Annotated in this window: 14 protein-coding genes; 8 read left to right on the top strand and 6 right to left on the bottom strand. The window is 69.1% G+C overall.

Annotated features, from left to right (window positions below):
• Positions 1-139: 139 nt before the first annotated feature.
• A complete protein-coding gene (locus tag ACFC06_RS12980) occupies positions 140-1,012 on the top strand; it encodes a Bax inhibitor-1/YccA family protein (RefSeq protein WP_375929939.1) in 873 nt (290 codons plus the stop codon).
• Positions 1,013-1,074: 62 nt separating this feature from the next.
• Here ACFC06_RS12980 and ACFC06_RS12975 read toward each other — a convergent pair whose 3' ends face one another.
• Positions 1,075-2,295: an acetyl-CoA C-acetyltransferase gene (locus ACFC06_RS12975; RefSeq protein WP_375929938.1), complete on the bottom strand. Its 1,221-nt coding sequence runs from the start codon at positions 2,293-2,295 to the stop codon at positions 1,075-1,077.
• Between the two features lie 58 nt (positions 2,296-2,353).
• Positions 2,354-3,214 carry an SGNH/GDSL hydrolase family protein gene (locus ACFC06_RS12970; RefSeq protein ID WP_375929937.1) on the bottom strand — a complete coding sequence of 287 codons (861 nt, stop codon included), beginning with the start codon at positions 3,212-3,214 and terminating at the stop codon, positions 2,354-2,356.
• Between the two features lie 124 nt (positions 3,215-3,338).
• On the opposite strand from ACFC06_RS12970, the gene ACFC06_RS12965 reads away from it, so the two are divergent.
• Together ACFC06_RS12965 and ACFC06_RS12960 are read left to right on the top strand one after the other, a co-directional pair.
• Entirely contained in the window at positions 3,339-4,718 is a 1,380-nt protein-coding gene (locus tag ACFC06_RS12965; protein ID WP_375929936.1) for a cystathionine beta-synthase, read from the top strand.
• 86 nt (positions 4,719-4,804) lie between these two features.
• Positions 4,805-5,134 (top strand): DUF6401 family natural product biosynthesis protein, encoded by a 330-nt coding sequence (locus ACFC06_RS12960; protein ID WP_375929935.1) that lies wholly within the window; start codon positions 4,805-4,807, stop codon positions 5,132-5,134.
• A 51-nt stretch (positions 5,135-5,185) separates the two neighbouring features.
• Here ACFC06_RS12960 and ACFC06_RS12955 read toward each other — a convergent pair whose 3' ends face one another.
• Positions 5,186-5,974, bottom strand: coding sequence for a hypothetical protein (locus tag ACFC06_RS12955; protein ID WP_375929934.1), 789 nt, complete (start codon positions 5,972-5,974; stop codon positions 5,186-5,188).
• Positions 5,975-6,166: 192 nt separating this feature from the next.
• On the opposite strand from ACFC06_RS12955, the gene ACFC06_RS12950 reads away from it, so the two are divergent.
• The 4 genes from ACFC06_RS12950 (at position 6,167) to ACFC06_RS12935 (ending at position 9,809) form a co-directional block, all read left to right on the top strand.
• The gene (locus tag ACFC06_RS12950) at positions 6,167-6,814 is read left to right on the top strand and encodes a TetR/AcrR family transcriptional regulator (protein WP_375929933.1); all 648 of its coding nucleotides are present in this window, start codon (positions 6,167-6,169) and stop codon (positions 6,812-6,814) included.
• Entirely contained in the window at positions 6,814-8,001 is a 1,188-nt protein-coding gene (locus tag ACFC06_RS12945) for an FAD-dependent oxidoreductase (RefSeq protein WP_375929932.1), read from the top strand. The genes ACFC06_RS12950 and ACFC06_RS12945 overlap by 1 nt, the downstream gene beginning before the upstream one ends.
• Before the next feature lie 62 nt (positions 8,002-8,063).
• The gene (locus ACFC06_RS12940; RefSeq protein ID WP_375929931.1) at positions 8,064-9,380 is read left to right on the top strand and encodes an NtaA/DmoA family FMN-dependent monooxygenase; all 1,317 of its coding nucleotides are present in this window, start codon (positions 8,064-8,066) and stop codon (positions 9,378-9,380) included.
• A gap of 108 nt (positions 9,381-9,488) precedes the next feature.
• On the top strand, positions 9,489-9,809 hold the full coding sequence (locus ACFC06_RS12935) for a hypothetical protein (protein WP_375929930.1): 321 nt from the start codon (positions 9,489-9,491) through the stop codon (positions 9,807-9,809).
• Position 9,810: 1 nt separating this feature from the next.
• Here the strand turns inward: ACFC06_RS12935 and ACFC06_RS12930 are convergent, their stop codons facing one another.
• The gene (locus ACFC06_RS12930; protein WP_375929929.1) at positions 9,811-10,992 is read right to left on the bottom strand and encodes an acyl-CoA dehydrogenase family protein; all 1,182 of its coding nucleotides are present in this window, start codon (positions 10,990-10,992) and stop codon (positions 9,811-9,813) included.
• A gap of 98 nt (positions 10,993-11,090) precedes the next feature.
• On the opposite strand from ACFC06_RS12930, the gene ACFC06_RS12925 reads away from it, so the two are divergent.
• A complete protein-coding gene (locus tag ACFC06_RS12925; RefSeq protein WP_375929928.1) occupies positions 11,091-12,233 on the top strand; it encodes a cystathionine gamma-synthase in 1,143 nt (380 codons plus the stop codon).
• 96 nt (positions 12,234-12,329) lie between these two features.
• Here the strand turns inward: ACFC06_RS12925 and greA are convergent, their stop codons facing one another.
• Together greA and ACFC06_RS12915 are read right to left on the bottom strand one after the other, a co-directional pair.
• Complete coding sequence (gene greA / locus ACFC06_RS12920; protein ID WP_278261238.1) at positions 12,330-12,821, bottom strand: transcription elongation factor GreA; 492 nt, start codon at positions 12,819-12,821, stop codon at positions 12,330-12,332.
• A gap of 240 nt (positions 12,822-13,061) precedes the next feature.
• Positions 13,062-13,520 carry a DUF4307 domain-containing protein gene (locus ACFC06_RS12915; protein ID WP_375929927.1) on the bottom strand — a complete coding sequence of 153 codons (459 nt, stop codon included), beginning with the start codon at positions 13,518-13,520 and terminating at the stop codon, positions 13,062-13,064.
• Between the last annotated feature and the right edge of the window lie 76 nt (positions 13,521-13,596).

The following is a 13,596-nucleotide window of genomic DNA, read 5'->3' as shown; positions in this document are numbered from 1 at the left end:
TTGTCCGAACGGGCGGTGGGGTGATCACTGATCGCGCCGCTGGGAACTTTGTCCGATCGTGACACGTTGAACAGGGCAGTTGGAGCTGTGCTCACGCTGCCAGGCGTACAGCGACTCGTAACTCCAAGAAAGGCGCACGGTGCGTACCTCATCGAATCCGGTGTTCAAGAACTTACCCCGCCAGGAGGGTGTCGGCGGTTACGCGAACTTCGGTTCGGGCGTAGCCGGCGCAGGCCAGTTCGGCAACCAGCAGTACGGACAGCAGCAGTACGGCGAATACGGGCAGCAGTACGGCCAGCAGTTCCAGCAGGCCCCCGCCACCCGCGCGATGACCATCGACGACGTGGTCACCAAGACCGGCATCACCCTCGCGGTGCTCACGGTCACGGCGATCATCTCGTTCGCGCTGTCCTCGGCCAACCCCTCGCTGGCCCCGCTGTTCGTCATCGGCGGCGGCCTGATCGGCTTCGTGCTGGTGATGGTGGCCAGCTTCGGCCGCAAGATGGACAACCCCGCGATCGTCCTGTCCTACGCGGCGTTCGAGGGCCTGTTCCTCGGTGCCATCTCGCTGATGTTCACCGACGTGACCTTCGGCGGCGTGGGCGGTAGCGCCCTGATCGGCCAGGCGGTGCTGGGCACCTTCGGCGTGTTCTTCGGCATGCTGGTGGTCTACAAGACCGGCGCCATCCGGGTCACCCCGCGCTTCACCCGCATGCTGCTCGGCGCCATGGTCGGCGTGCTGGTGCTGATGGTCGGCAACCTGATCGCGAGCTTCTTCACCGACGGCGGCTTCGGCCTGCGTGACGGTGGCGCGCTGGCGATCGTGTTCAGCCTGGTCTGCATCGCCATCGCCGCGTTCAGCTTCCTGCTGGACTTCGACGCCGCCGATCAGCTGATCCGCGCCCAGGCCCCCGAGAAGGCCGCCTGGGGCGTCGCCCTCGGCCTGACCGTCACCCTGGTCTGGCTCTACATCGAGATCCTGCGCCTGCTGAGCTACTTCCAGCGCGACTGATAGCGCAGACACGAAAGAGCGGCCCACCGGATTCCGGTGGGCCGCTCTTTTTACTGTCTATCTCAGCTGAGACGCTCGATGACCAGCGCCATACCTTGCCCGCCGCCGACGCACATGGTCTCCACGCCGAACTGCTTGTCGTAGGTCTGCAGGTTGTTCAGCAGGGTGGTGGTGATGCGGGCACCGGTCATACCGAACGGGTGACCCAGCGCGATCGCGCCACCGGAGACATTGAGCTTGTCCTCGTCGATCTTGAGCTCACGCGCGGAGCCGAGCACCTGCACCGCGAAAGCCTCGTTGATCTCGAACAGGTCGATGTCGGAGACCGACTTGCCCGCGAAGGCCAGCGCCTTCTTCACGGCCTCGACCGGGCCCAGGCCCATGATCTCCGGCGACAGGCCGGACACGCCGGTGGAGACGATGCGGGCCAGCGGGGTCAGGCCCAGCTCCTTGGCCTTGGTGTCGCTCATGATGACCAGCGCGGCGGCGCCGTCGTTGAGCGGGCAGCAGTTGCCCGCGGTGACGGTGCCGTCGGGGCGGAACACCGGCTTGAGCTGGCTGACCGCCTCGTAGGTGACCCCGGCGCGCGGGCCGTCGTCCTTGCTCACCACGGTGCCGTCGGCCAGGGTGACCGGGGTGATCTCGCGCTCGAAGAAGCCGGACTTGATGGCCTCCTCCGCGCGGTTCTGCGAACGCACGCCCCAGCGGTCCTGGTCCTCGCGGGAGATGCCGGTCAGCGAGGCGACGTTCTCGGCGGTCTGGCCCATCGCGATGTAGGCGTCGGGCAGCAGGCCGTCCTGACGCGGGTCGTGCCACGCGCCCGCGCCGCCCTCGGCGGTCTTGGCGGTGCGGGCCTCGGCCTCGGCGAACTCGGGGTTCTTGGTGTCGGGCGAGCTGTCGGCCGAGCCGCGCGCGTAGCGCGAGACGGTCTCGACACCGGCGGAGATGAACACATCACCCTCGCCTGCCTTGATGGCGTGGAAGGCCATCCGGGTGGACTGCAGCGAGGAGGCACAGTAGCGGTGCACGGTGGTGCCGGGCACCACGTCCAGGCCCAGCTTCACCGCGATGATGCGGCCCTGGTTGAAGCCGCCCTCGCCGGCGGGGGAGCCGGTGCCCAGGATGATGTCGTCGATCTGGGTCGGGTCGAGCGAGGGCACCTTGGCCAGCGCGGCCTGGACCATCTGCGCGGTCAGGTCGTCGGGACGCATACTCGCCAGGGACCCCTTGACGGCACGGCCGATCGGGGAGCGGGCGGTGGAGACGATGACGGCCTCGGGCATGAGGACTCCTTTTCACATGGCTGGCGAACGGCTGTGTACTAACCGGTCCATTCCGAATCTACGTCTCGCTGTGCGCTACCGGAAGACCAGGTCGGTTGCGCACGGCCGCGATCAGCACGGGCAGCAATTGGGCGGCGGCGAGTTCGTAACCCGCCGCCGACGGGTGGAATCCGTCGGTCGCGAACAGGATCTCGGGGGCGGCCCGGAACTCCGAGGCGACCAGCGGCGAACCCATCGGCACCGCGATGCCGTCGGCCAGTGTGGTCGCCATCGTCTGGGCCTTGGCCAGGCGCACGCTCCAGTTCGCGACCACCGTGCGCAGCGGCTGCTGGATCGCGGTGACGGTGCCCAGATTCGGGCAGGTGCCCACCACGACCAGCGCGTCGGCCGCGCGCAATCGCGCCACCGCGCTGGCCAGCCTGCGCGCCGAGGCCCGGATGGAGTGCTTCTTGGTGATGTCGTTGGCGCCCACCAGGATGACGGCCGCGTCCGGCGGTGGGCCGGCGACGAACATCGCGTCGACCTGCCCGGCCAGCCCCTTGGAGGTGGCCCCCGAAATGGCCTTGGTGCTCAACCGGACCCGCAACCCGCTCGCCTCGGCCAGCCCGCGCGCCAGCCGCACACCCGGCACGTCGTCGGCGCTCAGGCAGCCCAGCCCGGCGGCGGTGGAGTCACCGAAGATCATCAGGTGCAGGTCGCTGGGCACGCCGGTGCGCCACGGCTCGGGTCGCTGGGCGCCCGGCGCGTAGACGCCGTCGGCCTCGGGTGGCTTGGAGGTGTCGCGCCCGATGACCGCCCGCGCGGCACCGGCCTGCGTCATCAGCAACCGATAGGTGGCCCAGGAGATGGTGCCCGCGCCGGACCCGGCGAGCACGGTGGTCGCGCCGGTGACGACAGCCGCGCGCAGTCCGACTCTCATGCCCTAACGAAATCAGGTGATCCGCGCCGGGACAAGCCCGCGCGCCCGCGCCGCGCCGGTGCCGTGGCTCACTCGATCGGACCAGGTCGCGCCGCCGCCCCGGGGTTCTGGAACGATGGGGTGCATGCGCATCGCGGATCACGTCGTCGACCTCATCGGCAACACCCCCCTGGTTCGGCTGAACTCGGTGGTCGGGCCCAACGCGGGTCTGGTGGCCGCCAAGATCGAATACCTCAACCCGGGCGGCAGCTCCAAGGACCGCATCGCGGTCAAGATGATCGACGCCGCCGAGGAAGAGGGCCTGCTGAAGCCGGGCGGCACGATCGTCGAGCCGACCTCGGGCAACACCGGTGTCGGCCTGGCGCTGGTGGCCCAGCAGCGTGGTTACAAGTGCGTGTTCGTGTGCCCGGACAAGGTCAGCGAGGACAAGCGCAATGTCCTGCGGGCCTATGGCGCCGAGGTGGTGGTCTGCCCGACCGCCGTGCCGCCGGAGCATCCCGACAGCTACTACAACGTCTCCGATCGCCTGGTCCGCGAGATCGACGGCGCCTGGAAGCCCAACCAGTACGCCAACCCGGGCGGCCCCGACAGCCACTACGAGACCACCGGTCCGGAGATCTGGCGCGACACCGACGGCAAGGTCACCCACTTCGTGGCGGGCGTCGGCACCGGCGGCACCATCACCGGCACCGGCCGCTACCTCAAGGAGGTCTCCGGCGGCAAGGTCAAGATCATCGGCGCCGATCCGGAGGGCTCGGTCTACTCCGGCGGCACCGGACGCCCCTACCTGGTCGAGGGCGTCGGCGAGGACTTCTGGCCCTCGGCCTACGACCCGGCCGTCCCGGACGAGATCATCGCCGTCTCCGACGCCGATTCCTTCGAGATGACCCGCCGCCTGGCCCGCGAGGAGGGCCTGCTCGTGGGCGGTTCCTGTGGCATGGCCGTGGTCGCCGCCATCGAGGTGGCCCGCCGCGATCCCGACGCCGTCGTCGTGGTGCTGCTGCCCGACGGTGGCCGCGGCTACCTGTCGAAGATCTTCAACGACAAGTGGATGAGCTCCTACGGCTTCCTGCGCACCCCGCTCGAGACCGGCCCCGAACCGCTGGTCGGCGACGTGCTGCGCGGCAAGTCCGGCGAACTGCCCGACCTCGTGCACACCCACCCCTCCGAGACCCTGCGCGACGCCATCGAGATCCTGCGCGAATACGGCGTCTCGCAGATGCCGGTCGTCGGCGCCGAACCGCCGGTCATGGCCGGTGAGGTCGCGGGCAGCGTCACCGAACGCGACCTGCTCTCCGCCGTCTTCGAGGGCCGCGCCCACCTCACCGACTCCGTCGCCCAGCACATGAGCCCCTCCTTCCCCCTCATCGGCTCCGGCGAACCCATCTCCACCGCCACCAAGGCCCTCTCCGACACCGACGCCCTCATGGTCGTCGAAGACGGCAAGCCCGTAGGCGTCATCACCCGCCACGACCTCCTGGGCTTCCTCAGCACCGGCCACTGATCCGGGGACTCTGCCGGTCCGGAGGTGTAGCGAGATGTTCGCCACTGGGCTTCATCGGGTCGGGATGAAATTGATACCATCCAGTAATGTTCTCGCCCGGTCCCGCGTTGCTCGAATTCTCGGCACGACGTCACCTGCAGCAGTTGAATACGGAATTCGGGGAGCCCGCGGGGGTGGCGGCTGCCGAGGTGCCCGGGCTCACGGCGGAGCTGGATCAGCATGCCGCCGCGGTGCGTGACATTCTCGAATTCGGGGTCGAGGATGCCGGGCGGATTCCGGTGAACATTCTGCTGGCCGGGTATGTGCGCGGGCTGATCGAGCACACCGAATTTCCGGTGTTCCCGCCGCTGGACTGGCGCGAGGCGGACTGGCTGTCGCTGCGGGTCGCCGCGGTGTGCAGGCATGCGGGGTTCTGAGAGCGCGAGAACGGCGCCCCGTCGGGGTGACAGGGCGCCGTCGCCGGTCGATCAGATATTCGTTTCCCGGGTCTCGACCCATTCCTGGGTGGTGCTGACCCGCTCGCCCGCCCGGGTGGCGTCCTCCTTGCCACGCTGGTAAGCCTCGGCATGCCCCTTCATGGCGGGCATCTCCGCCTCCAGGCCACCGAGCACCCGGTTCCAGCGCTGCTCCATCGGGCGCACCAGGCCACCGCCCACGCCGACGACCAGGATGCCGCCGATGGTGGCCAGCACCGCGATCAGGATCGGGGTGGTCACCGTGGTGGCGACGCCGATCTGGTTGAGCGCGGCGATGATGCCGATACCCCAGATGAACACCGCGGCGATCTTGCCGAGCAGCGGCCCGTAGGACAGCCCGCCGAGCACATTGGTGATCATCTCGCTGACCGCGTGCGCGATGGCCGCCGCGATCACCACGATCACGATCGCCACCGCCGCCTTGGGCAGCCAGGCCACGATGCTGGTGAGCAGATCACTGACCGGGTTCGGCCCGAACACCCCGAAACCGATCTGCAACGCGATCAGCAGAATCGCGTAATAGGCGATCTTCGCGAGGATGTCGGAGGCGTCATATTTGCTGCGGGACATCATTTTCCGGATCTGCCCGCGTTCGACGAGCCGATCGAAACCGACCCGCTCCAAGACGGCGTCGACGATTCTCGCCACGATTTTCGCGATGATCCAGCCGATGATCAGGATGGCGACGAAGGCGGCAGCCTTCGGAACGAATTGCGCGACCGAACTCCACGCGTCAGTCATGCCCTGCTGGAAATCGATCGCAACGACGGTGGTATCCACAGCACTTCCTTTCGCTCTTCCGGGCCGCCGCGGCCGATTTGCCGAAGCGCCGTGTCGAGTATCTACCCGTGATAGCGATACTGAATCAAGGTGTAGCTATACCGTTGCCTCGATCCCGGTCAGGGCAGGGGTCTTGTGCATCCGGAGCGCTCGAGTCACTGTAAGTAAGTGGTTACTTGCACAGGAGGTGACGTGGCGGCCACGACGCGTGAGCGGATCATGGACGAGGCGCTGCGGCTGTTCGGTGAGCAGGGCTTCGCCAAGACCTCGGTCGCCCAGATCGAGCGGGCGGCCGGGCTCTCGGGTGGGTCGGGCGCGCTGTACCGGCACTTCAAGTCCAAGGACGAACTGCTGGTGCGGGCGGTGGACGCGCGGTTGCGCGATCGCGCCGAATGGGACCTGTTCCTGTCGCCGGAGTTCTCGCTGACCGAGGCGCTGACCGTGTTCGCCCCGACCGGTGACCGGGTCGAGATGCTGCTCGCGCTGTGCCGGATCGGCCTGGCCCGCCTCGACCACGACCGTGACGTGACCCGGATTCTGCTGCGGGACAATTCGATTCCCGCGCCGCTGCTCGAGGTCTTCCGGGAACAGGAGTACGCGGTGGTGATGGCCGCCGTCACGCGTGGACTCGTGGAAATGGCCGGACCCGCTGCGCGCGAACAGGATTGGGAGGCGGCCGCCGGCGTCCTGGTCGGCGCGCTGGCGCACCTCTGGATGATGGCCGACATCTTCGACGGGGGCCACCCGGCCGACGTCGACACCGAACGCTACCTGCGGGCCACCGCGGAGCTGATCGCCGCCCGGCTCGACCGGGCGGGTATCGAGGGAGAGGACAGCTGATGAACACACCCATCACCGTCATCGGGGGCGGACTGGCCGGGCTCACGGCGGCGATCGACGCCGCCGAAAAGGGCGTACCGGTCAGGCTTTTCGAGGCGCATCAGAGCCTGGGCGGACGTGCTCGCGCGACCCCGCCGCCGCATGTGGCGCACGAGGGCGCGCACGTGTTCTACGCCGACGGCCCGCACTACACCTGGTTGAAGAAACGTGGTTTCGTCGCGGGGCTCGGCTGGCCCGGTCTCACCGATGCCGCGAAGGTCGGCTTCCGGGTGGACGGGCGGATCCGGCGGGTGCCGCCGATCGGGATGCTGCGCGCGCAGTCGCGCAAGTGGACGCAGGCGCCGGTCGACGTGGATTTCCACAGCTGGGCCACCGAACGCTGGGATGAGCGGACCGCCACCCAGGTCGCCAACGCGATCAGCGTGGTCACCTACGACGCGCACACCGGGCGGTTGTCGGCGGCGTTCGTCTGGGATCTGTTCCAGCGCGCGCTGGGCGTCACCGTGCCCGGGGTGCGCTGGGTGCGCGGGGGCTGGCAGCAGGTGATCGACCGGATGATCGCGCGGGCCACCGAGCTCGGGGTCGTCATCGAGACGGGCGCCCGGGTCGACGAACTGCCCACCGGCGGCCCGGTGATCGTGGCCACCGACCTCGACTCGGCGCGCCGCTTGCTCGGTGACGAGAGTCTGCACGGCACCGGCGGTTTCGCGGCACTGCTCGACATCGGGGTGACCGAGGACCGCCGGGATCGCTTCGTGGTCTTCGACCTGGACGAGGCGGGCTTCTCCGAGTGCTACACCGCCCAGGACGACACCATCGCCCCCGCCGGTGAATCACTCTTCCAGCTCCAGATGCCGGTGCGCGAGAACGAATCCCGCGACAACGCCCACCAGCGCCTGGAACGCCTGGCCGACGCGGTCCTCCCGGAGTGGCGCTCCCGCACCACCTTCCACCGCACCTCCACCGCCAAGAACCGCACCGGCGCGCTGGACCTGCCCGGCACCACTTGGCGCGACCGTCCGGCCATCGACCGCGGCGACGGCGTCTACCTGGCCGGTGACATGGTCGCCGCGCCGGGCATGCGCGGCGAGATCTCGATCAACAGCGCGCTCAGCGCCGCCGCCTCGGCGGTGACGGCCGCGCGACGGGCCGCCGGCGCGACCACCCCGGGCACGCCGACGGGGTAGCGTTCGGATTGCGGTGAGCGCAACCATGGGCCTGTTCCGGGTGGCCTGCTGGACTGGAACATATGGGCACCGAACGCCGCAAGTTGAAGACCGTCACGGGCGTCAGTGGATCGCCGCAGGTGTATGCCGCGGCGGTCGACCCCGCCCGATCGACCCTCGACGAGGCGGTGCGGGTCGCGAAGATCGCCGAGGAGAACAAGATCGGCGCGCTGTTCGCGGCGGATCTGCTCAGCTTCGGCGCGCAGGGGGCGATCGGGGCGCAGGAGCCGCTGATCCAGCTGGCCGCGCTGAGCGCGGTGACCACGCACGTCGGCCTGATCGCCACGGTCACCACGACCTTCCACCACCCCTACAACCTGGCCCGCCTGTTCGGCACGCTCGACCACATCAGCAACGGCAGGGCCGCCTGGAACGCGGTGACCTCCTCGCTCGGGGAGGAGAACTACGGCACGGGCGACCTGCCGAGCCCGGAGGAGCGCTACGCCCGCGCCACCGAATCGCTCGAGGTGGTCAACGCGCTGTTCGACAGCTGGCGGCCGGGCGCGCTGCGACCCGACGGCCGGGGCGGTGCCGTGCTGGACGCGTCGCTGGTCGAGCCGATCGACTATGTGGGGCAGTACTTCTCGGTGCGCGGGCCGCTCAATGTCCCCACGTTGCCGCAGGGCAGGCCGGTGCAGTTCCAGGCCGGGCAGTCCGCGGGCGGTATCGAGCTGGGTGCCCGCTTCGCCGAAGTGGTGTTCACCTCGCTGCCGACGCTCGAGGACGCGGTCACCTACACCAAGAAGATCCGCACCAGGGCGGCCGAATTCGGCAGGCCCGCAGGACTTCCGCTGATCTTCAGTTCCCTGCACGCCACCTACGGCGCCACCGAGGCCGAGGCGCGCGGGCTGGTCCGTGAGGCCGCCGAGGCCACCGATTTCGACGCGGGCCGGGCGCTGCTGGCCGACATGCTCGGCGGCGAGATCGACCTGTCCGAGCTGCCGCTGGACCAGCCGATCCCGGAAAGCCTGCTCCCGCGCATCGATTCGGTGCGCCGCAGGCGTGGCCGCGTGGAGATCTTCGGCAAGCTCGCGGCGTCCGGCAAGACCCTGCGCGAATTGGTGATCGCCGCCAAGGACACCGGGCACTGGGCCGTCGCGGGAACACCCGAGCAGGTGGCCGACGCCATCGAGGAGCGCTATCGGGCGAACGTGCTCGACGTGATCACCGTCGGCGGGCTCACCGACGCCAGGACCGGCGATTTCGTCCTCAACGGCCTGCTCCCCGAACTGCGCCGCCGCGGCATCCTCGACACCGACTACCTGGGCGCGACCTACCGGGAGAACCTGGAATTGCCCGCTGTGGGCGCGGCGGGGGAGGTGGCGCGCACGGGGGAGTGATCGCGGACGCGGAGTTGCGCGAACGGGCTGTCCGATGGATTCTGAGCGGGTATAACCGACTCGAGAAAACTTTCGGCAAACCAGCTCGGCGAAGCGAAAGGATCCGCTGTGCACGTCACCGACCCGGCCGTCCAGCTGCTCGGCATGAGTCCCGTCATGGCCGCGGGCGCAGGCTATTCGGTGCGGCGCGGAATCGCCGGTGTGTGGCGCCGGTGGCCGTACGCGCCGCTGCTGGGCCGCCTCGCCGCGGCGTTCATCTGGGGTTGCGGAGGGGTCACCGGTCTGACGGTGCTCGGCATCCCCGCCGCGATCACCGTGCCCATCGCGCTGACCGTGCTGACGGTGGTGGTCGTGATGCTGGCGCTGGCCTTCGCGAGCGGGCTGATCCGGCCCGCCCCGCTACCGGTGCGGGGCGTGCCGGTCGGCTGACCTAGCGGAAGGCGTTGGCGTCGGTGAGGGCCTTGCCCAGCACCAGCTGATGCACCTCGGCGGTGCCCTCGTAGGTGAGCACCGACTCCAGGTTGTTCGCGTGCCGCAGCACCGGGTAGTCGAGGGTGATCCCGTTGGCGCCCAGGATGGTCCGGCACTCGCGGGCGATGGCGATGGCCTCACGGGTGCTGTTGAGCTTGCCCGCGCTGATCTGCTCGCCGGTGATCTCGTGCCGGTCCTTCAACCGGCCCAGATGCAGCGCGAGCAGCTGGCCCTTGCCCAGCTCGAGTGCCATGTCGGCGAGTTTGGCCTGGGTCAGCTGGTAGCCGGCCAGCGGCTTGTCGAAGACCTCGCGGGTGCGGGCGTAGTCGATGGCGGCGGTCAGGCAGTCGCGGGCCGCGCCCAGCGCGCCGAAGACGATGCCGAAGCGGGCCTCGCTCAGGCAGGCCAGCGGGGCGCTCAGGCCGCGGGAGCCGGGGAGTACCGCGTCGGCGGGCAGGCGCACGTCGTCGAAATCCAGTGCGGCGGTGAGGGACGCGCGCAGCGAGAGTTTGCGGTGCAGCTCGCGGGTGGTGAAGCCGGGGGTGCCCGCGGGCACCAGGAAGCCGCGCACGCGGGGCTTGTCCTGTCCGGGTTCCTCGGCATAGGCCCAGACCACGGCCACATCGGCGACCGAGCCGTTGGTGATCCACATCTTGGAGCCGTTGAGCACCCAGTCGTCGCCGTCGCGCCGGGCACGGGTGCGCATGCCGCCGGGATTGGAGCCGAAGTCGGGTTCGGTGAGACCGAAGCAGCCGATCAGCTCACCGGCCGCCATCGCGGGCAGATACTGCTGCTTCTGCTCCTCGGACCCGTAGAAGTGGATGGCCGACATGGCCAGCGAGCCCTGCACCGACACCATGCTGCGCACGCCCGAATCCACCGCCTCGAGCTCCTGACAGGCCAGCCCGTAGGCGGTGGCCGAGGCGCCCGCGCAGCCGTAGCCCTCGAGATGCATACCGAGCAGGCCGAGCTTGCCCAGTTCCGGGGCGATCTCGCGGGCCGGGAAGGTGCCCTGCTCGAACCAGTCGGCCACGTGCGGACGCAGCCTGCGCTCGCCGAATCGGGCCACGGTGTCGCGGATTTCGCGCTCCTCCGGCGAGAGCAGCGGGTCGATCGCGAACAGTTCCTCGACAGTCACCATGGCGTCAGCCTAACCCCAGCGTGCCGGGCGAATCCGGCACATCGTGCACGCCCGCACCCCCGCACCGCGCGCCGGAACCGGCCAACTAGTCTGGGGCCATGAGTGAGCTGGGATTCTCGACCAGGGCCATCCACGCCGGATATGAACCCGATCCTCAGACCGGCGCGGTGAACGTGCCGATCTACGCGAGCTCGACCTTCGCCCAGGACGGCGTCGGCGGGATGCGCGGCGGCTACGAGTACGCGCGCACCGGCAACCCCACGCGCACCGCGCTGGAAGCCAACCTCGCCGCCCTCGAGTCCGGCAGCTACGGTCGCGCCTTCGCCTCGGGCATGGCGGCCACCGACTGTGCCCTGCGCGCGGTGCTGCGTCCCGGTGACCACATCGTCATCCCCGACGACGCCTACGGCGGCACCTTCCGGCTCATCGACAAGGTCTTCAGCCAGTGGGGCATCGAGCACTCGCCCGCCCACATCGCCGACCTGGACGCGGTGCGCGCGGCCATCCGCCCCAACACCAAGCTGGTCTGGGTCGAGACGCCGACCAACCCGCTGCTGAGCATCGGTGACATCCCCGCGCTGGCCGACATCGCGCACGAGGCCGACGCCAAGCTGGTCGTCGACAACACCTTCGCCACCCCGTACCTGCAGCAGCCGCTGCTGCTGGGCGCCGACATCGTGCTGCACTCCACCACCAAGTACCTGGGTGGGCACTCCGATGTCGTCGGTGGCGCGCTGATCACCAACAGCGAGGAACTCGACACCGCGTTCGCGTTCCTGCAGAACGGCGCGGGCGCGGTGCCCGGCCCGTTCGACGCCTTCCTCACCCTGCGCGGCATCAAGACCCTGGCCGTGCGGATGGAGAAGCACTGCGACAACGCCGAGGTGATCGCGGAGTTCCTCACCAACCACCCGGCCATCTCCCAGGTGATCTACCCGGGCCTGCCCACCCACCCCGGCTACGAGATCGCGCAGAAGCAGATGCGCCGCCGCGGCGGCATGATCTCGGTGCGCCTGGCCGGTGGCCGTGACGCGGCGCTGAAGTTCTGCTCGCGCACCCGCATCTTCACCCTGGCCGAATCGCTGGGCGGGATCGAGTCGCTCATCGAGCACCCGGGCGCCATGACCCACGCCAGCACCGAGGGCTCGGAGCTGGAGGTGCCCGCCGATCTGGTGCGGCTCTCGGTCGGTATCGAGGACATCAGCGACCTGCTCGCCGATGTCGAGCAGGCCCTGAGCTGAGACGGAGCCCCACACATGACGAAGCGCCCGCATCCGATGTTCGGATGCGGGCGCTCGCGTTCGGGTTCGGTTCGTGCGGGCTCGGCGTGGCCGGGCTCAGCCGTGGTACGGCTCCGCGCTGACCAAGGTCACCTTCATGGTGTTGCCGTTGGGCAGCGTGTACTCGCGGGTCTCGCCGACCTTGGCGTCGATCAGCGCGCCGCCCAGCGGCGAGTTGGGCGAGTAGGTCTCGAGATCGGTGGCGCCGAGGCCCTCTTCGCGGGTCGCGATGAGGAAGGTCTCGGTATCGCCTTCGTCACCGTCGTAGTAGACCGTGACGACCGAGCCCGGGAGGGCCACACCGGACTTGGTGGGGGCGACGCCGACCTTGGCGTTGTTCAGCAGCTCCTGCAGCTGGCGGATGCGCGCCTCCTGCTGGCCCTGCTCCTCACGCGCGGCGTGGTAGCCGCCGTTCTCCTTGAGGTCGCCCTCTTCGCGACGCTCGTTGATCTCGGCGGCAATGACCGGACGATTGGCAATGAGCGAGTCCAGCTCGCCCTTGAGCCTGTCGTGCGACTCCTGGGTAAGCCAGGTCACATTCTCGGTCATCTCGATCACTCCCTAGTAGTTGTTCCCGGCGCACCGGGATTCCCTGAAACCGGCGCGGTGACCTCGATCACGAGGGCATGCGCCAGCCCGACGGCTGGAGCGATCCTGGGGTGAACCCGTAACCCGGAAACAGCACCGCTGGCCGCCAATGCAGCAAACACGGCTCCGAGCCCCGGAACCGTGTATCAGCCCATTTTAGCATGTCTCATAAATATGCAGGTCAGGCCGGGCGCAGCGGGTTCACTGCACGCGCAGATAGTCCGGAACCTGTTCGGTGCAGCCGTAGATGTCGCCCGCCGAGGCGCGCGTCGAGGACTTGACCGTGGTGGTCACCTGAACACTGGTGTACTCCGATCCGGGCACCAGGACTTCGCGCCTGCCGACCTCGGCGCCGTCGCGATCCATCGCCCGCACGAAGCACACGACATCGCGCTGAGGCTCGTCACGGGTCACTTTCATGCGGATCTCGAGGGTGGAGTCGTCGACCACGACATAGCCGAGCTGCTCGGTCTCGATCGCCTTCGGCCCGTACTTCTGGAAGCCGAGATAGGCCACCCCGAACCCGGCGACCACCACGCCGACACCGAGCAGCACCATCAGCCAGAGCCGACGCGCCGGTGGCTTCGCGCCGTAGCGGTCGGCGTGTCGGGCGGCTGCGGCGGCCGGGTTCGCCGCGGAGTCCGGTGCGGGGTCGCTCATCGGTTTCTCGCTCCCGGGGGTGGTCGGAACAAACGGGGGGTCGGATGGAACTATAGGGAACGAAGTTCTGACACCC

The sequence above is a fragment of the Nocardia sp. NPDC056064 genome, from assembly GCF_042266925.1.
Classification (GTDB): domain Bacteria; phylum Actinomycetota; class Actinomycetes; order Mycobacteriales; family Mycobacteriaceae; genus Nocardia.
Note: the sequence above shows the minus strand (reverse complement) of the source record. Positions and strands in the feature narration are given on the sequence as shown.